Raw genomic sequence first — 19,250 nt, forward strand, 5'->3', positions numbered from 1 at the left:
TGATGTAGCTTGTATTCCTTGATATTCCCCAGTTACCTGCCATTATTATCATTATCTCAAGCGAGTAATAGAAGTGCCAACAATGAATACAAAAAAACTAGTTAATCTATCTACCCAACACCCTCGCCTTACCGTTAGGACGCTAGCTACACTTATGGCTATCAAAGACAACGAGGGTTGCTCTGTATCTGAGTTGTCTCAGTTTATGGGTGTTAATGAGAAAAATGTTGCTACTACGATTCGTCGTTTGGAAGAGGGAAGGGAAGGTAGTGGTAGTACAAAGCTTATCAAGGTTAAACAGGATAAAGAGGATAAGCGCTTCAAGCTAATTTGGCTGACTGCTAAAGGTAAATCTTTGTTAAAAAGACTTTAGCTATTGGATTGAAAAGCCAATTTAAAGCTTTAGCCCCGTAGGATACGGCGACCTTATATTGATAGGTTTGTTAAGGCCAACCTTAATGAGTTCCTATTGTGTTGTGGTAGGGGAGTTATCAGGTTTTAAAAGAGATATTTTAAAGTAATTGACTCAAATATCTGTGGCATTCTTTTGGGCTTTTCAAGCGAACAAAGTGAATATGCTGGTATGTTTTATCTTCAGCTAGCTTCGCATATTTAGCCTTATTTTTAAAATAAGTTTTGATTGTCCAAAGTACAATTGAGTCTTTTGAGAAAAGTTTGCTAAAACTTTCCCGATTGCCTGTGCCAGGCCATAGTTCTTGTTTGGTCAGGGATCTAGATAGGGGGCGCTTTATTGCTTGGTATAAAGTTCTAGTAAAGCTGTAGTCTATCCAAATAATGGTATCGACCTCTTTCCACTTTATCGGTGTAGTACGACGGTAGTTACCATCCAATACCAGTTTTTACTCCAAAATACTGAGTCCATTTCTATATATGAGTAATTTAGTTGTTGTGCTAATATTTTCGCAAAAGTGGATTTACCACTACCACTTGTGCAGATTACATTTATTTTTTTCATGTTTCCCTTATTAATACCGAATGTTTAGAGACTGTCGTAAAAATACTATGCTTGTAAATACTGAATTTAAAAATAGACTTTAAATGCTCACAAATTTAACTGGAACAAATCTTAACAGCTGTTAGCTCCTGAAAATTTTATTGTTGGGTGAATGTTATACAAATAATATTGTTGTTTTACTTTTATAAAGGATATACCTGCTTTTTGAAGAGTTGTTATTAGACTTATGTATCTGGGTGATTATATGTTTACAGTAAGTAGTGATCTATCATTCATTTGCTGTTTAAGGAATGGTTACTACTTGTGTATAGATTAAGGGTTTATCTCTTACAGGCTGTTTTCTGATCAAATAAACACCACTATAGGTGATATATCTTATCCAAAAGTCGTAGCTTTACCCTTTACTATTGGGTATGCATACTATATTCATGATCTTTTGAAGTTACGAACGTCTGATATACAGTTTAGATAGCTGAGTTAAATAGACCGTTCACAAAGTTTAAAGTGTTTAGAAAGCTAAAGCAGGTAATTCTTTATGAATGACATCGTGATTGGCGATGATGGGGTTGAGCGCCAGTCGCTACACCAGTACACAGAAAGTGCATACTTGAACTATTCAATGTATGTCATTTTAGATCGTGCTTTGCCACATATTGGTGATGGCCTTAAGCCTGTCCAGCGACGTATTGTGTATGCCATGAGTGAGCTTGGCTTGAAAAATACAGCCAAGTATAAAAAGTCTGCTCGTACGGTGGGTGATGTATTGGGTAAGTATCATCCACATGGTGATAGTGCTTGTTATGAAGCCATGGTGTTGATGGCGCAATCGTTTTCTTATCGTTACCCGCTGGTTGATGGGCAAGGGAACTGGGGCTCGGCCGATGACCCTAAATCCTTCGCAGCGATGCGTTATACCGAATCGCGGTTATCGGGCTTTTCGGAATTGCTATTGTCCGAACTAGGGCAAGGTACTGTCGATTGGCAGCCGAACTTTGATGGCTCGCTAGATGAACCAGTAATGCTGCCCGCACGTGTGCCGACGGTACTATTAAACGGCAGTACGGGTATTGCGGTGGGGATGGCTACTGACATTCCACCTCATAACTTGCGAGAAGTAGTGAATGCCTGTGTGTATTTGTTAGATAACCCCAAGGCTGCTTTACCTGAGTTACTGGAATATATCCCAGCCCCAGACTTTCCTACCGAAGCAGAAATTATTACCCCTAAGCAAGACATTTTAAAAATGTACCAAACTGGTCGTGGTAGCTTGCGGATGCGAGGGATTTACCACACTGAAAATTGTGATGTGGTGATTACCGCGTTGCCCCACCAGGTTTCAGGGGCCAAGGTACTTGAACAAATAGCAGATCAGATGCAAAAGAAAAAGCTGCCAATGGTAGCGGATTTGCGGGATGAGTCTGACCATGAAAACCCCACTCGGTTGGTGATAGTACCTCGCTCAAATAGGGTGGATATTGAACAGCTGATGGCGCATTTATTTGCTACGACGGATTTAGAGCGCACTTACCGAGTTAACCTGAATATGATCGGGGTAGATGGTCGCCCACAGGTTAAATCGTTGGATGTTATTTTAAATGAGTGGCTTGGTTTCCGTCGGGATACTGTTACTAAACGACTGCAATACCGTTTGGATAAGGTTAATAAGCGGATTCATTTATTAGAAGGTCTGTTAATCGCTTACCTCAATATAGATGAGGTGATTGAGATTATTCGTACTGAAGACCATCCTAAAGCAGCATTAATGGAACGCTTCGGCTTATCTGATGAACAAGCTGAAGCCGTTTTAGAGTTAAAACTACGCCGGTTAGCCAAGCTGGAAGAAATGAAAATCCGGGGTGAGCAGGATGAGTTAAGTAAAGAGCGAGATAAGCTGGAAAAGACTCTTAACTCACCAGCACGGTTGAAAACCTTGATTAAAAAAGAGCTGCAAGCGGATGCTAAGCAATATGGTGATGACCGTCGTTCACCACTGGTTGCCCGTGAAGAGGCCAAAGCATTAACTGAAGCTGACTTATTATCTTCAGATCCAGTAACGGTTGTGCTGTCGAAAAAAGGTTGGGTTAGAGCAGCTAAAGGCCATGAGGCTGATCCTACCGCGCTAAACTATAAGTCGGGTGATGACTACATGTTTTCAGTGCGCACCAAGAGTAATGAACCTACCTTGTTTATAGATTCCACCGGTCGCTCTTATACTGTTGCAACCCATACTTTGCCATCCGCAAGAGGTCAGGGTGAGCCGTTAACCGGGCGCTTATCCGTACCCTCTGGTGCCAGCTTTAAGGGCATGTTTAATGGTGATGAAAATACCTTATTGTTATTAGCATCAGATGCAGGCTATGGATTTGTTACTAAAGCCACAGACCTGTTGACGAAAAACAAAACAGGTAAAGCCGTATTGACCTTACCTGCAGGGGCAGAGGTGTTAACACCATCAGTCGTTCGAGATATAGAGAATGAAGACCTGGCGGTATTTACCAATGAAGGTCGGTTGTTGGTATTTGCAATTGCTGACTTGCCAATGATGGCTAGGGGTAAGGGCAATAAAATTATTAATATCCCTGCTGCTCGTGCAGCAGAGCGGGAAGAGTATATTGTCAGCCTACAAGTATTGGGTAGAGCAGACAGCTTAATGGTGTACTCTGGGCGACGTAAGTTGGTGCTTAAACCTGAAGATATTGAACATTATGTTGGTGAGCGAGGGCGTCGAGGTAGCAAGTTGCCGAGGGGGTTCCAGAAAGTTGATGGTGTAGAGGTGATAGAGGCAGAAGAAGAGTAACTCAAATAAGTTCTTTCTCCCTTTCGGGGGAGAAAGAACTTGCTATTTATCTAACCAGCTTGGCTGTGTTGCTCATCATCGTCATCAAACTCAATAGCAATAATCCGCTTGATTTTTGGTAACTCTAAGACAGCCTCTGTCTGGATTCTACTGTCGTCAAAGATTTCCAATGTTGCTTCATGAATAAATAGCTCTGCTGTTGCCAGGTTTGCTAGTTGTTTGGCTTCACATGCGGCGCTGGCTTGTAAGGCAGGGTGTTTGGTAAGGGTTGGGTGTTTGTGTGGTTGGTTATCAATGCTTACACCGATACCCATAGTAATTTTATTGGTGTGTTGGTTGCCTGGCTGGTAATTCAAAATATCAATCGCAGCTTGCACCGCTTTAAAAAAGAAGTCTTCCGCTTGGTTTTGCAAGAAGCTAATAAAAATATCACCTTCCGTTGAGTAGTTAATATGACCATCATGTTGGCTAGTCAGTTGTTCAATATAGCTAAGTTGCTGGGTAAGGGCTTGATTAAACAGCTCACTGGTTAAACACTGTTTAAGATTATCAATATTTGAAAAGTGTACACAAATTGTTGCAGAATAATCGAGGATATTACTAGGAACTTTCGCAACAGGGGGCGTGGTTGATGAGGCTGGTGGTAATAAGTCAGGAACTGCTCTAGCAAGCTGGCCTAATTCATCGTTGCGCGTTGTATTTTTTAGTTTATAAATAGCATCTTTGTCTTTTCGCTGAATGATAGCTGTGAGCTTTCGTAAATCAAGGCTGAGCCGGTTAGTTTGCTGGATAAATAATAGCAAGCCGCAGATAAGTAACATAATGCTAGTAAAAACAACCATGGTAGTGGCGTCTTTTGCTGGCTTGCTGATATATACATCATTGAGTTTGATTCTAACCAGGCCAACAAACACTTCCTGGTGATGAACGGGGGCTGTATAAGTTTTTTGCGTGGCGAGTTGTTGTTTGCTTGATTTGGTAGTAGCTGAAGCTAGCAGCTGGTTGTTAGCGCTGTAAATACGGGCACTATGAAGGTAGGGGTTTGCTACTAAGTCGTTAAGCAATACATTTAAACTGATTCGGTCATTGGCCATCAGTAGTTCTCCAGCCATGTTTGCTGTTTGTTTACTAATGGTGAGTCCAAAGGCTTCAGCCTGTTGATGGGCGCTGGTATTAATTTCTTCATAGGCGATATAACTGAAGATGCTACAAAACAAAATCAGTATAACGCTAAACAGCACAGCTAATTTTTTGTTTAAAGTAAAATGCGTTTTTCTGACTTTCGCTATGAAGGTAAGGAATATGTTGTTGGAAATTGCCACAGTATAAAACCATTGGATAATAAGAGGGCGGAGGTAGATATTACTATCAATGGCTAAAACGAACTAGAAGTGATGCCTAAAATCTTTACCTGGTTGTACAACTGACACCCTATTTTAGCCGTCAAGTGGTTGCCAAAGTGAGTGATTGTTCATATATAAAAGTTGAAATTGTTATACAATGCACGTCAAGGAACATGTATAAAATAATTTTCCAGTATTTATTTAAACGTGCTTTGATAAAGAGTAGTTTTTCAGGGAATTCCTTTGCTTGAACAGTATTTTGCAAGTAAATGGCTTTGTAAGTAGGGAGAAAACAGGAATTATTTTACATATGCTCCTTATAATTCATGCTGGTTCTTGTAGTATATCTTTACTGATAATGATTGCCTTGCTGATAAATGATCGTGGTGCTTATAAATGATCAGTGGTGTTTTAAATAAGTCAACAGCTCTGCCTGGGGGAAATAAACTTGCGACTAACCCGTCTTACAAGGCGATTAGCAATCTTTTAGCTAAACAACTGACTGATCAGGCATCACATCAAGAGCTAACTAAAGCCCTTGTACGTGCCATTGAGATGAAGCAGAAAGGTGCGTCATCACCTGCACCCACCTTAGAGGTGGCGGCCAAACTGAAACAGGCAATTCTTGATAATGATAAAATTAATCCTGAATTTAAAGGGTTAAAAGACAAGCTGCTGACTATTTTAATAGGTATTTCCCGCAAGCTGGAAGTAGAGCCTGAATTGCATCGGGCCATGGATAGTCATAAATCTTTCCAGGCATTTGATAAACAGCAAGCCTGGCGGTTAATGGTTAATCATTATCAGCAGGCGCTAAAAGGCGAATATGGTTTTGAGGATGAAGCCGGTTATTTAGCCGCCATGTATAATGGTTTTGGCTTCATGCTTTCTAATGTTGAGCAGCCATTAGATGCTGCGTTATTGGAAAAATTGCATGATAAGGCGGTGGCAGGGGTGTTACCAGTGGGTAAAACCATGCAGGAACAACTGATCCAGGCACAATATGGATTGCCAGAAATTACCCTGCCAGCCAGCTATCAGGACCAGCAGTCAACATCCAAAAGCTTAGTTGTTGGTGACTCTTTATTAGACCTGAAGAGTAATGCATCTGAAGCAGGGTTAATTGAATTAATTAAAGGATATCAACTGGAGCCTTGTTTTGAAGTAGCGGGTGTGAAATTAAAGGAAGGGACGCTGGAATATCAGGACCAAAACCAAGTTAGCTTGAATATTAATCCTAAAACCACTGCCCAATGCGTGGATTTAGTTGAAGATATATTAGCAGAGTACAGCCAGGCACAAAGCTTGTCCAAAACGGAATATGATAAATTATCGGCTATTGCCCGCTGCTGTCAGGAATTGGCCAGAGCGAGGCCCTTTATTGATGGTAATATCCGAACAATTGGTGTATTGGTTGTCAATAAATTACTGCTGCAACAACAGTTAACGCCTGTTATTATGCCAAATCCTAGCCGTTTTGTAGCATTTTCAGTGAAAGAGTTAGTAGCAGAAATGAAGCTAGGCCAAAGCTTATTTGAAAATTATACTTCAGGTAAATATCGACCTGTTAATGGGGCTGAGGGTATTCCTACATACGCTAAGTTTGTATAGCAATTTATGATTGGCCAGCTTGGGACTTTGCAATATGCGCAGATAATGGCTCTGGTTTAGCGTAGTAGAAACCTTGTAAAAAGTCGCATCCTGCTTCAATGAGTATAGATGCTTGCTCTTCTCTTTCTATCCCTTCAGCAGTCACTTGAAAACCTTGTTGTTTACAATACTTGATCAGAGCCACCACCATGGCGCAGCGGCGCTTATCTACCATCATATCAACCAAAGATTTATCAATTTTAATGGTATCAATTGGATAGTTTAATAGTTGAACTAATGAAGTATAGCCTGAGCCAAAGTCGTCTATTGCTAAGGATAAGCCAAGTTTACGAAGACTATGTAGGTTGGTTTCTACTTTTGTTAAATCTTGAATTTCAAACGTTTCGGTTATTTCTAGCTGGAAAACAATTTCTTTAAGATTAGTTTGATTAAATAGGTTAGTTATTTTTTCACTAAATATTTGTGAGCTAAGTTGTGCTGAAGAAATATTTATAGAAAGCTTTATATTGCTGTTAAATATTTTGAGTAAAGTATTCGAGTCACGAATTACTTGTTGAATAACCCATAAGTCAATATCTTCAAAATAGCCTCTACTTTCTGCAATGGGGATAAATTCTGCGGGTGAAACAAAACCTAAGGATTTAGAGTGCCACCTTAATAGAGCCTCAACACCCGCAACTTTGCCTGTTTTTGCTATGACAATAGGCATGTAATAAACTTCAAACTCAGAAAAATTTTTCTTTTTAAGTTCAGTTTCAATTTCTTTATCTCTACGTGCCTGTGAGGCAAGTTCTTGAGAATAAAAGGCATACTGATTTCGTCCACCATGTTTAGCTTGATACATAGCTGCATCAGAATTAGAAATAAGCTCTGTTGGGTTAGCACCATCATCAGGGTAAATAGCAATGCCAATACTGGCGGATATAGGAAAATGGCCTACTTCACAAGTAAAGCCATTATCAAATAAAGATAATATTCGTTCTGCTACTTTATATAATACGGCTTCTTTATTGAAATCATGCAGCAGCACTGCAAACTCATCACCAGCCAGTCGTGCTAAATCATGGTTGTAGAACTTAAGTACAATGTCGGTAGTACGTACTGTGTCTTGTAAGCGCTCTGCAAAAGCTTTTAATAAAATATCACCTGTTTCATGACCATATTTATCATTAACGAACTTAAAGTTGTCTAGGTCAACATATAACAAACCAACTTTTTGCTGTTTATGCTCTGCTCGGTTAAGCACTCGTTCTAAACAGCGAGTGAACATGCGACGGTTATAAAGCTTAGTGAGTGCATCTTTTTCAGCCATTTCTTTGGTGACTTCATAAGCACCATGTAGTTGGCCATAGAGTTTAGAAAAAACACGACTTAAGCTGCCAACTTCGTCATCCTTTTTTGAAGGACGTGGTTGTTCTTTATGTCCTTCAAGTACCTCGGTGATTTCTTGTTCTAATCCTTGAATAGGACCAGTTATATAGCGTTTTATCAGGTTGTTGAGTACTACATAAGAACATAATGTTAATAGTACAAATGAAATTGAAATTCTTAAATAAAGTTCATTGAGCAATTCTTGAATAAGTTTGTTGTCAATTTCTAAGTAAATTGAACCCAGTTTAGGGATTGTTTGAGAAACTTTGACCATTGCTGTTTTCTTCAAATGAGCTGGCTCTTTACCACTAGGGTATAGCTGAGCGACTCTACCATTTTCTTTTTTTAAGGTTTCTCTCAACTGATCGAAACCGGTTGCATCAAATGCCATTAATATTGCAACTGATTGTGGCCATTCTTTCATTAAAGGCTTGCGTAATGTGTAGCGGTCAATAAATCGAACATAGACTAGCCGAGTGGCTCCATTATTGTTTATTAAAGTTCTGCCACTAGCGGTATAGTTTTTTCGCATATCTTTAACCATTTCAGGTAAGCGTGGATCAATTTCACTGAAAGGGTCATCGCTGTTTTCGTAATAAAATTCAACACTGTTATTTGGTGCTAAAATAGCCAGGGATAAATAACCTATGTTAACTTCGTCCAGTTCTTTGATAGCTTCTTCTAAGTTGCCCTCAATAGCTAATGCTTTAAAACGTTTATCTTCTACTTTTAGAAATTGATGGATTTCTGTGCTGCGAATCAATGAAGGGAAATAAGTGTCGGCAAAACTTAAATAGCGGTTTAAATTGGCAACTAGCTGGTTTAATTGCAATCTGGCTTCACTGGATTGAAAGTGGATGATTGATTGCTTTTGTACTTGGTAAATTCCAATAAAAGTAACCAGGTAACTAAAAACTAAGACAGGTAATATTAAAACACGAACGCGTTTATTTAGTCTCATGCTCTTTACTTAAAGCTCTCATGATCCGGTTACGCTGACTCATACTTTTATCAGAGATAATGCGGTAAGGCTCACTTTTATCTAATATTTCTAAGCTAGGATAAAGACTCTGATCACTTTTTAGTTCTTCATCAATAAAAGGCATGGCAGCTTTGTTTGCGGTAGCTGTGCCAGTATCATTTGCATTTAGTGCAGCAATTTCTGATGAATTCAAAAAATTAATAAAAGTTAAAGCCTGTTGTTGATTTTTGCTACTGTTGAGTACTGCTATACAATCCACCCATAATGACGTTCCTTCCTTGGGGACTACAAATTTCCAAATTTCTTTACCAATTAGGTCATTCAGTGAATATTCATCACCACTATAAGCCAGAGCCATGAATAGCTCCTCGTCATTAGGTTTAGCACTGATATAGCTAATTATGTAGTTATAAGTAAGGACTTTGGGTAGTTGCTGCTTTAATAACTCATAAGCTGCTTTTAGATGATTAACATTTTCACTAAAAATAGGATAACCACTTAGTTTTAACGCTGGGATCAATGTATCTGTAAAATCCTCCACCATGCCAATGTGTCCAGAAAGTGCTGGTGATGGATAAAGTAAATCCTTCCAAGATGTGGGAGGGGAGCTGACTTTATCTGCACGATAAACAATGCCTGTTGTGCCCCAAAAGTAAGGAACACCAAAGTTACCACAACTGCGTAGCCAGCGCTTTTCTATATTGGTAATATTTTTTACTTCTGAGGTTGTTAGTGGTAATAGCTTGTTGTTCTTACCAAATAGCTGAGCAGAAATACTATCGATGATTACCAGATCGAATTGCTCAGCACTTTTGGTCGCTAGGACCTCATCACGCATTTCATCGCTGTCGTAATAGACTTCTTTTAACGGGATACCAGTTTCATCCTGCCACTTTTGAATGACTTTGGTTGATAAATACTCTTGCCAGTTGAAGAGCACTAACCCTGCAGCATAGCTTTGTATATTTATACAAACTGAGCAAACAAGTAGAGTAAGAAATTTCATGGCGGATAGCCCCTTTTACTTCTTTTTAGGTACTTCCTAGTATTGAATTATTTTAAAGTTACTTGACAGTGTAGCTTCCTTCAGGATGCTTTTGTATTAGCGATACATGTATACTCTTCGCGAATGACCTTTAGGGTTTAAATTTATGAAAAGAATAAGCAGCCGCAACATAACAACAAGCAGCAATTAACAACAAGCTGTTGTACCCTAGCTCGATTGCTATAATGGGGGACAATAAAATACTAGTGACGGATGCACTGTTATTAATGCTCCATGCCCAAGGAATCAATTGAGCGGGTTGTTGGTGTAGAGATGCTAACCCTGTAGCAAAGGGTAAACCCATTGCTAAAGCTAAAGGAGAGATACTGGCTGCAGCAACGACACTTTTGGCTAGTAGAGAACTATCTTTTAACCACTCAAATAGCATTGGTAGGATAAACCAGAGTAAAAGCAGTGATAATAAGATCCAAATTATTGAAGTATTTATAATACGTCCATAGCTAAGTTCTTTATTAATGAGTAAGTTAGTTAATAAGCTTCCTGCACCAGCAAATAATAAAAAACTACAAGTGGTTACTGTAACGGCTAGTAGTATATTATTGAACCATAGAATAAAGTATTGAATAAATGCTACTTCTATGAAAAAGAAACTAACCCCAACTAATAAGAAATAGTCGGTAAAAGCTAAAGCACGGTTTTTTAGTAAATAATGAATAGTATAGTGATTGGCACGTAATATAACGGGGATAATGATAAGTAATAAACTGAAAACTATACAAATTATTAAAATAGCTAGTTGCAAAAGGTAACTGGTTTCAACAAGTGATATGCCGCCAGTCTTTGAAAGCTTAATAAACTCATTCAAGGAACCCCATTTAAAAAAATGATTAAAAAAAGGCTTTTGGTCTGATGTTGGAGAAATGTTGAACTTATAGTTTGAAGTGAAAACTTGGCTCTCTTTGCTGAGAACCTGATTAATAAGCTGGTGAAAGGTTGGTGTATGAATAATATTATATTTATTTGTTTGTTTTGATGTGATACCTGGATAATAAATAGTATCAAACCCTCTGGTATTACAAAATCCAATAACCTTTGTAATATTATCAGAAGTGAATGGTTGTTTGCTTAGTAAAATTGTTAAGGTCTTCCAGCTACGGATTAACAGTAAATGGTTTTTTGGTGTGCTAATAGCTTGTTTACTAAGCATAACTTTAATACTATTGACTAGTTTAAGACTGCTGCGAGCGGGTAAATCTAGTGACTGAGTAAACTGAATGACTCCCTTGGGGGTTAGTGCTTGCCAATACTGTTCCAGTGCTTCAAGCGTGTAACTGTAATTTTCTGAAAGTGAATAAAGATTGCTACCTATATGGCTACCATCAAGAAAATCAAGCTGAATAATGTCATACTTTTTGTCTGGATAAGTTAAAAAAAAGCTACGAAAACTTTGGTTATAAAGTTGAGCATACTTATTGATATAAGTCCAGCCGGTATAGTTGACCAGTTTTTTGGTAAAAATATTGATAAGTAGAGGATTCGGCTCGATAACATCTATATGCTTAGCTTGATGATAAAATGCCTGAAGTAAACTGTTGCCGCCAGATAAACCTAAAATTAATTGCTGTGGTTTTTTGTTAATTTGGTATGCCAGTGCTGATGTTATGTCAGCCAAAAATGCTAGCTTGTTTGGTTGGTTTTCAGAAAACTGGTTAATAGCAGTAAAATGATTGGCGTCTATAAATAGACCTAACTGTTCTGGAATAGCTGCTGTTGATTGGAGACTTAAGCCTGCTGCTGCACGAAATGGAATTATAGGGCTTTCTACAATATTTATTAAACCCAGGGGGTTAGATAATTGCAAGACAACTTCTGCTTGTGGTAACTGTAAAACTTGATGAAATGATTTAAAATGATTGACTTTGAGTGGCTGCTGTAGTAGTGGTAAATTTAAGCAAATAGTCACACTAATAGTGATGCTTAAAAGTAGCTTTGAATTTAATTTGGCTGTTAATTCATAATAAGCAATAGATAATGTGCAAACAACTGTACTTGTTAATATAAGTAAAATAGTTTGAGGTAATAATATTTCTAGTAGGATGATAATGCTGCCAGCTCCTACTCCTGAGCCTACTAAATTTATTCCGTATATTGTAGGTATACTTTGTTTGAAATATTTTAAACACAGCACTATGCAATTTGCAGAGAAGAAAAAAGGAATTAGTAGTAAAAGAAAAATAATCGTAAACTGTAGCCAGGCTTGATAACTCCAAAGCAAAGCTTGTTGGTGAAAGGGAATATTTTGTATTATATAAAAACAACCGATTGTACTAATACCAAATAGCAAATAACTCCCTGTAAAAATTAGGGTGAAGTGTTGAGTACACCATTTGATATAAAGACTAATAAATGTTCCACTAATTGCTATACCTAAGATAGCCAGACTAATGAACATGTAGGCAAAGTGGCTCCATTGAATAATGGCAAAAAGCCTCATAAGTAGAATTTCATAACTCAGTAGTGCAACTGAGATAATAAAAATACTTATATAAGGTACTTTAAAAGGTAAAGAGTGACGGCTAATATCAACCGAGCTTTTGCCCATCATGTAGAAATGACTAGTGTTTACCCGTTAATGGCACAAATCTAACTGGCAGCACTTGACGGGTTATTACTTGGTTGTCTGAAGTTTTTTCAATTAAAATAAGGTGTTGGGTAAAAAACTGGTCACCGACTGGAATAATCATTTTACCACCAATTTTCAATTGTTTTATCAAAGGTGGTGGAATTTGGCCGGCAGCAGCTGTAACAATTATTCCATCAAATGGTGCATGTTCTGGCCAACCGTAATAACCATCACCAAGCTTGGTCATCACATTATCATAACCAAGTTTAGCAAGTCGTTCCGAAGAGATTTTGGCAAGCTCTTCAACGATTTCTATGGTATATACTTGTTTGACCAATGAGGCTAACACTGCAGCTTGATAGCCTGAGCCGGTACCTATTTCCAAAATAATATCATTGCTGTCTGGCTCAAGCAGGTCAGTCATTAAAGCCACGATATAGGGCTGTGAAATGGTTTGTCCATAACCAATGGGGAGAGGGCGGTTATCATATGACCAGGGTTGTTCTGACACGGGCACAAACTCATGTCTTGGCACCGTTGCAATGGCCTTCATTACTGTATCATATAAACTGGATTTGCCTATAAAATAGCTGGTTTCTTTAACTTCTTCGGCTATTTCTTGCACCATTTCTTTACGCATAGTTTTCCAGTCTTCTCCATAGCAAATACTTAGTTGGTTAATTGTTAGACCAACAATGATAAAGATAATATCGTTCAGCAAGTGCTTCATGATTATGCATATTTTGTTTTAATAGTAGGTTTATTAGTTGTATGACGAATAAGCTACTATTTTCCTGATGCTTACAGTGTAGTACTAATAGGAAGAGGTGGCAGCTACACTCTGTTCTGTTACTCTACATAGTTCTATGCCAGCTGACAGCCAGTACGAAGGATGTAGCAGAGGCAGATAAGTTGATTGTTTTTCACGGGTTTAGGTTTTATTGCATGCTAATCATCCCAGTAGAGCATCAAATTAACTGGAAAAATCCACCAGTTGCTACTTTATTAGTCATCTTGATTAATGTAATTATCTACTTTGGTTATCAGATTAATGACGATGAAAAGTATTACCGTGCTTTAAAGTATTATGAAAACCATGGATTGTACAGCTATGAGCGGGATGTTTATTTACAATATTTGAAACAAAAAGACATTGATCAATATAAGCATGCAATCAGACTGGTAGATCATGAAAAAGATAAGATACTTCGTTTAGACATTATGAATGACCTTGGCTTTGACTATTATTTGAAAGCAAAGCTTGACAACAAACCAAGAACACAGGAAATCAATAATTGGATAAAAAGCCGACAAGAATTTGAAGTATTAAGGAATGATGCGAGCATTATCCGCTTTGGAATTATTCCAGGTAATGTTACAACAGCAGGGATGTTGGGTTCTATTTTCATGCATGGCAGTATTGACCACTTGCTTGGGAATATGATTTTTCTGTTTATTCTAGGGTATTCCTTAGAAATTGCTTTTGGTCGTTTAACCTACTTCAGTTTATATATGCTAACAGGTATATTTGCCAATGTTCTCTATGTGGTTTTAGAATGGGGAGAGTATCGGCCTGGTGTAGGGGCTTCTGGGGCAATCTCTGGGTTGATGGGCATGTATGTTGCCTTATATGGAGCAAGAAAGATACAGTTTTTTTATTGGGTGCTTTTTTATTTTAACTATATAAAAGCACCTGCGTTTTGGGTATTCCCATTCTGGGTTGGTAAAGAGCTTTATGGGGCGCTAGCTGCTGAAGATCATGTCAATTATTGGGCGCATTTAGGTGGGCTGTTAAGTGGCTATTTCATAGTACTAGCGACTAAACAGCGGTTAATAACAGTAGATACAGACTATATTGACAAAGTTGATCCTTTAGCTGAATATTATCAAAAAACTGAGAGATTAGATCAGCTAATTTCGGATATGAAACTTGATCAAGCTCGCTCACTTTGCAAAAAAATAATTGAAGATTATCCAGAACAACTCGATACTTATCGGCAGTATTATAATTTATTAAAAAACCGTCCTGTTTATCAAGATCCAAAAAGTGAATATAACCAGCTGGTTTTTTCTGTATTTAAACTGCCTGCATCACCTGATAGTATTAAGTTAATTAACGAAGTGTTTAATGACTATTATAATATAACAAAGTTTGAAGGTATTTTGCGGGTGCCTAAACTTAGCTTACTCTTGGCTAATAAATTTATTAATCATAATTATTTTGCTTGTGCTGAAAAACTGGTTAAAAATCTTTTACAGAAAAACCAGTTTCCGGAAGGTATCCAAAAAATTATTTATTTGCTGGGTAATAGCTATGGTAAAAAGGGTGATAAAAATACTCAGTCGAAGTATTTTAATTTACTAATTAAACAGTTTCCTCAATCTGAAGAGGCAAAATTGGCTAGAATGTCATTAGCTAAAAAGTGACTGTATTAAATATAAGTAGCCTCTTCTTTACAAAGTTGTTGCGTAATCCAAAATAAAACTCTTCTTCCTCAGAGGGAGAAGAGTTTATTAGCTACTACCTAATGAGCGATAGCAACATCTAGTTGGGAAATCAGAGGGGGTAAATGATCCTCTGGATCAGGCTCTGCTCTATAAGCTGTTAACTACTTTAATAAATTCCATAGCTTCTTTGGCTTCGATTGTTTTTGGAAATTTTTTTGCAACAAAGCTCAAAAGCTGAATAGCCTGTTTATCCATATGTAGTCGATCAGAATAGGTTTTACCTGCCAATAAGTAGGCTTTTGGTAAGCCGGGGTATAGAGGGTCGAGCTGATGAAGGTTTTTCATTACCAATAAACCTTCCTTGGGCTTACCTGATTTGATAAGGGCTTCTGCCATTTGATGGCGCATTTTAGGTGTTTCAATTAGATCTTTGATTGATAATGAGCTAGCCCCTTTTCGGCAATTTAAATAAACCTGCGAAGACTGGTAGCTGTTATTGGCTTGGAGTAATAGTTTAAGATAGGCAATTCCATGGTAAACAAGGCGCTGTTCATCATTCGATTCTGTTAATAACTCATGAAAGCGTTTGTGGATATCCAAATTATTGGGGAACTGGTCTATTTTGCTCTGTACTACTGATAATGCTTCGTTTAGCTTGCCTTCTTTAAAATAGATTTCAGCATCTGCAAGTGTTTGTTTTACGTAATATTCTTCTTCTGATAGTTCATTATCATCTTCCATATCTGCCGTATAGCCTAGCTTTTCCTGGCTTTGGAAAAGGGTGTATCCCATCATACTAAACATAACTAAAACAAAATAGCCATTAAAAAAAGTACTGACACTTTGTAATAATAAAGGGTGGACTTTGGATGCAATAAATGTTTCGACTAAGGTATTACCAATAGATAAGATAAATAAAAATATACAAAGAATACAATAGGGCCAGCCAATACCGGAGATGATAAACCATAACCGGGTAGGATCAATAGCAGAACGTACTGAGTGATCCCATGCAAGTGCCATTATACTGGCAGGAAATGTAAAGATGACCGCTACTAGCCCGATAAAAAACAAAAAGATACTGATTTTGGCTAGAAAAAATAACAAACCACCTAGAAGAAAAAATACAATGAGCTGCCTGAGAAACAAACTGAAGCCAGTGCCTGAAAACAAAGTGGCAACACTGGGCGGATTCATATCTCCCTGGCTGGTTAATTCGATAATAGAATAAGAGTATTTAAAGATAATGCTCACCAGTATTAGCCAGCTAACGATGCCTAATAGTCCGGTCAGGGTTAGTGCTGCAAATGCAAACGATGCTATCAATAGAAATATTATTGAATCTTGGTTGAAAGGATAGAGAAAAAATAGGTTAATTTGCGTCCAAAATGGAGGGATTTTATTAGAAGAGCCAAGATAGGTAAGTGGCTCTGCGCACATTAAACACTTGGGCGCAGCCAGGAACTGAGGTGGTTTGATAACACAACAATCACCATAGAGTTTTAAACATTTTCTACATTTCCAGGTAGCAGGCTCACGTTGATGATATTTGCAATAGTCTTTTTTACTCATAACTTCCCTTCAGGGTAATGCTCGTTCCGAAGCAATTTAACTATATTGACTATAGTTATTAAAGATAAAACTGTTTTTGTATGATTTTTGCCAAGGATGTATAGCAGAGAGTTGAAGGGGCAAATAGGAACTGTAGACTAACGTGTAACCAGAATGAATAATAGTAGCAGAGTATTAGGCTCTCATAGAAAAGCTTTATGGAACGCAAAAAGTTTTGTGCTCTTGCTGTTTTTTCTCTTCCAGTTGGTGGGCGTAGTTAAATTTAGTGCAGCTGATACTATTCAAGATGATGCTTTGGTAATCCAGCAAGCAATATGGGTATTGGAAGTAAAAGGAGCTATTGGGCCTGCTTCAGCAGATTATATCATCAGGGGTATGAATTCGGCTGCAGAGGCAAATGCATCGTTAGTTGTATTGTTGCTGGATACTCCGGGTGGTTTGGATATGGCAATGAGAGATATCGTCCAGGCTATCTTAGCCAGTAAAGTACCAGTGGCTACTTTTGTTTATCCTAAAGGTGCCAGGGCAGCCAGTGCAGGTACTTTTATTCTTTATGCTAGCCATTTCGCAGCGATGGCGCCTGCAACCAACCTGGGAGCCGCAACCCCAGTTCAAATAGGGGCCCCACAACTACCTAAGCAAACGGAAAAAGAAGAAAATCATAAATCAGAAAGTAAAGAGGGTGGTAACCAGGATAGCCCTAACGATGCACACACTACTATGGAAAGGAAGCAAATTAATGATGCTGTTGCTTATATTAAAGGCTTGGCAAAAGAGCGTAATCGTAATAGTCAGTGGGCAGAACAAGCAGTAAGAAATGCGGCGAGTTTAACAGCTAAAGAAGCATTAAAAGAAAAGGTTATTGATTTCATTGCCAATGATTTAGAGGACTTGGTTACTCAGTTACATCTGAAACAAGTCGCCATTAATGAAGCTACAGTGACACTTGAGGTTGCTGGTAAGCCTCTGCATTATGTAAAGCCTGATTGGAGGAACAGGTTTTTACAGGTTATTACAGATCCGAATATTGCTTATATATTAATGTTAATTGGCATCTATGGGTTAATTTTGGAGTTTTATAATCCTGGCATTGGCGTGGCAGGAATTACTGGCGCTATTTGTTTATTACTAGCTGCTTATGCTTTTCAAATGCTGCCCTTTAATTGGACGGGATTTGGACTAATTATTTTGGGGGCTTTGCTTATGTTAGCTGAGGCATTTTCTCCAAGCTTTGGCATTTTAGGGATTGGTGGCATTGTAGCATTTATTTTAGGGTCAATTATGTTGATTGACTCGCCAGAGGTTCCATACCAAGTGGGCTTGCCCGTTATTGCGGCTTTCACTTTGGTATCAATATTGGTATTCATTGTAACACTAAAAATGCTGATTACCAGTCGCAGGCAACCTGTCGTGTCAGGCATTAATACAATTGTAGGGCGTAGCGGAGTTGTTATCTCGGATTTTGACCAACAAGGTATGGTGAAAGTTGATGGAGAATTATGGAAAGCAGTAACAGATTTACCCTTAAAACAGGGGGACAACATTATAGTAAAGGCTGTTAGTGGTTTAACATTAACAGTAATACGGGGAGAAACCTAATGCATTATTTTTGGGCATCAGTTGTTTTGTTGGCTGTGGTAATTTTAGCTAATACCTTTCATATGATGAGGGAGTATGAAAGAGCTGTTGTATTTTTATTAGGAAAGTTTTATCGAGTAAAAGGTCCTGGTTTAATAATTGTTATTCCTCTTATACAACAGATGGTGAAAGTAGACTTACGAACAAGAGTGCTGGATGTACCTACGCAGGACGTGATTTCTCGTGATAATGTGTCTGTAAAAGTGAATGCGGTTATTTACTTTAGAGTTGTTGATGCAAAACAAGCCATAATCAATGTGGAAAACTTTTTGGAAGCAACCAGTCAGCTTTCGCAAACAACACTGAGATCTATACTTGGGCAGCATGAGCTGGATGAAATGTTAACCGCTCGAGACCACCTCAATGAAGCTATTCAGTCGATTCTAGATGAACAAACTGATAACTGGGGAATAAAAGTTAGTAATGTTGAGATAAAGCATGTGGACTTGGATGAAAGTATGATTCGTGCAATTGCCAAGCAGGCAGAGGCTGAGCGTGAAAGACGAGCTAAGGTAATTCATGCAACAGGAGAGTTGGAGGCTTCTGAAAAGCTACTTCAAGCAGCTAAAGTCCTGTCCCAGCAACAGCAAGCACTACAACTGCGTTATATGCAAACCCTAACAGAAGTTGCTGTAGATAAAAACTCGACTATTATTTTCCCTCTACCTATTGATTTGCTGAAACCTTTTATTGAAAATAAGTAAAATCTTTAGGTTTATATAGTCAAAGTGAACGGCTTTTAGGGATGGTCGTCGAGCGATGAAGCCCTATGAGTTTATGTTTCAATAAATGATTAGGGTGAAGACTGTTTATTGTTCCTGCATAAACTGAATTCTTAGCGACGACAACAAATCCTAAAAACCATTCACGAAGAGTATAAGTT

The 19,250-nt window shown here is 38.2% G+C and carries 13 protein-coding genes; 6 read left to right on the forward strand and 7 right to left on the reverse strand.

From position 1 onward, the window contains the following. The first annotated feature begins 82 nt into the window (after window positions 1-82). Entirely contained in the window at window positions 83-373 is a 291-nt protein-coding gene (locus G4Y78_RS03905; RefSeq protein WP_163831790.1) for a MarR family winged helix-turn-helix transcriptional regulator, read from the forward strand. Window positions 374-817: 444 nt separating this feature from the next. Here G4Y78_RS03905 and G4Y78_RS30940 read toward each other — a convergent pair whose 3' ends face one another. Then, entirely contained in the window at window positions 818-976 is a 159-nt protein-coding gene (locus G4Y78_RS30940) for a shikimate kinase (RefSeq protein WP_230425695.1), read from the reverse strand. A 535-nt stretch (window positions 977-1,511) separates the two neighbouring features. Here G4Y78_RS30940 and parC point away from each other — a divergent pair. Then, window positions 1,512-3,773, forward strand: a complete 2,262-nt coding sequence (gene parC, locus G4Y78_RS03915) for a DNA topoisomerase IV subunit A (protein ID WP_163831791.1) — start codon at window positions 1,512-1,514, stop codon at window positions 3,771-3,773. Between the two features lie 50 nt (window positions 3,774-3,823). Here parC and G4Y78_RS03920 read toward each other — a convergent pair whose 3' ends face one another. Next, window positions 3,824-5,095 carry a hypothetical protein gene (locus G4Y78_RS03920; protein ID WP_163831792.1) on the reverse strand — a complete coding sequence of 424 codons (1,272 nt, stop codon included), beginning with the start codon at window positions 5,093-5,095 and terminating at the stop codon, window positions 3,824-3,826. Between the two features lie 417 nt (window positions 5,096-5,512). On the opposite strand from G4Y78_RS03920, the gene G4Y78_RS03925 reads away from it, so the two are divergent. Then, the gene (locus tag G4Y78_RS03925; protein WP_163831793.1) at window positions 5,513-6,727 is read left to right on the forward strand and encodes a hypothetical protein; all 1,215 of its coding nucleotides are present in this window, start codon (window positions 5,513-5,515) and stop codon (window positions 6,725-6,727) included. 4 nt (window positions 6,728-6,731) lie between these two features. Here the strand turns inward: G4Y78_RS03925 and G4Y78_RS03930 are convergent, their stop codons facing one another. The 4 genes from G4Y78_RS03930 to G4Y78_RS03945 form a co-directional block, all read right to left on the reverse strand. Next, complete coding sequence (locus G4Y78_RS03930; protein WP_163831794.1) at window positions 6,732-9,059, reverse strand: bifunctional diguanylate cyclase/phosphodiesterase; 2,328 nt, start codon at window positions 9,057-9,059, stop codon at window positions 6,732-6,734. Next, on the reverse strand, window positions 9,046-10,086 hold the full coding sequence (locus G4Y78_RS03935; RefSeq protein ID WP_163831795.1) for a polyamine ABC transporter substrate-binding protein: 1,041 nt from the start codon (window positions 10,084-10,086) through the stop codon (window positions 9,046-9,048). Before G4Y78_RS03935 ends, G4Y78_RS03930 begins: the two co-directional genes overlap by 14 nt. Window positions 10,087-10,216: 130 nt before the next feature. Further along, window positions 10,217-12,049 carry a spermidine synthase family protein gene (locus tag G4Y78_RS03940; protein WP_163831796.1) on the reverse strand — a complete coding sequence of 611 codons (1,833 nt, stop codon included), beginning with the start codon at window positions 12,047-12,049 and terminating at the stop codon, window positions 10,217-10,219. Window positions 12,050-12,701: 652 nt separating this feature from the next. Then, window positions 12,702-13,439, reverse strand: a complete 738-nt coding sequence (locus G4Y78_RS03945; protein WP_163831797.1) for a protein-L-isoaspartate(D-aspartate) O-methyltransferase — start codon at window positions 13,437-13,439, stop codon at window positions 12,702-12,704. 215 nt (window positions 13,440-13,654) lie between these two features. Here G4Y78_RS03945 and G4Y78_RS03950 point away from each other — a divergent pair, with 215 nt between their 5' ends. Continuing rightward, on the forward strand, window positions 13,655-15,136 hold the full coding sequence (locus tag G4Y78_RS03950) for a rhomboid family intramembrane serine protease (RefSeq protein WP_163831798.1): 1,482 nt from the start codon (window positions 13,655-13,657) through the stop codon (window positions 15,134-15,136). A 168-nt stretch (window positions 15,137-15,304) separates the two neighbouring features. Here the strand turns inward: G4Y78_RS03950 and G4Y78_RS03955 are convergent, their stop codons facing one another. Further along, window positions 15,305-16,729 carry a DUF4013 domain-containing protein gene (locus tag G4Y78_RS03955; protein ID WP_163831799.1) on the reverse strand — a complete coding sequence of 475 codons (1,425 nt, stop codon included), beginning with the start codon at window positions 16,727-16,729 and terminating at the stop codon, window positions 15,305-15,307. Between the two features lie 153 nt (window positions 16,730-16,882). On the opposite strand from G4Y78_RS03955, the gene G4Y78_RS03960 reads away from it, so the two are divergent. After that, window positions 16,883-18,328, forward strand: coding sequence for an NfeD family protein (locus tag G4Y78_RS03960; RefSeq protein WP_163831800.1), 1,446 nt, complete (start codon window positions 16,883-16,885; stop codon window positions 18,326-18,328). Then, entirely contained in the window at window positions 18,328-19,071 is a 744-nt protein-coding gene (locus tag G4Y78_RS03965; RefSeq protein WP_163831801.1) for a slipin family protein, read from the forward strand. Before G4Y78_RS03960 ends, G4Y78_RS03965 begins: the two co-directional genes overlap by 1 nt. Window positions 19,072-19,250: the final 179 nt, after the last annotated feature.

The sequence above is a fragment of the Spartinivicinus ruber genome (genome assembly GCF_011009015.1).
In the GTDB taxonomy this organism is placed as follows: Bacteria; Pseudomonadota; Gammaproteobacteria; order Pseudomonadales; family Zooshikellaceae; genus Spartinivicinus; species Spartinivicinus ruber.

Coding starts and splice junctions, on each gene's coding strand:
- G4Y78_RS03905 (WP_163831790.1), top strand. CDS start 83: ATGAATACAAAAAAACTAGTTAATCTATCTACCCAACACCCTCGCCTT.
- G4Y78_RS30940 (WP_230425695.1), bottom strand. CDS start 976: ATGAAAAAAATAAATGTAATCTGCACAAGTGGTAGTGGTAAATCCACT.
- parC (WP_163831791.1), top strand. CDS start 1,512: ATGAATGACATCGTGATTGGCGATGATGGGGTTGAGCGCCAGTCGCTA.
- G4Y78_RS03925 (WP_163831793.1), top strand. CDS start 5,513: ATGATCAGTGGTGTTTTAAATAAGTCAACAGCTCTGCCTGGGGGAAAT.
- G4Y78_RS03930 (WP_163831794.1), bottom strand. CDS start 9,059: ATGAGACTAAATAAACGCGTTCGTGTTTTAATATTACCTGTCTTAGTT.
- G4Y78_RS03935 (WP_163831795.1), bottom strand. CDS start 10,086: ATGAAATTTCTTACTCTACTTGTTTGCTCAGTTTGTATAAATATACAA.
- G4Y78_RS03945 (WP_163831797.1), bottom strand. CDS start 13,439: ATGAAGCACTTGCTGAACGATATTATCTTTATCATTGTTGGTCTAACA.
- G4Y78_RS03950 (WP_163831798.1), top strand. CDS start 13,655: ATGCTAATCATCCCAGTAGAGCATCAAATTAACTGGAAAAATCCACCA.
- G4Y78_RS03955 (WP_163831799.1), bottom strand. CDS start 16,729: ATGAGTAAAAAAGACTATTGCAAATATCATCAACGTGAGCCTGCTACC.
- G4Y78_RS03960 (WP_163831800.1), top strand. CDS start 16,883: ATGAATAATAGTAGCAGAGTATTAGGCTCTCATAGAAAAGCTTTATGG.
- G4Y78_RS03965 (WP_163831801.1), top strand. CDS start 18,328: ATGCATTATTTTTGGGCATCAGTTGTTTTGTTGGCTGTGGTAATTTTA.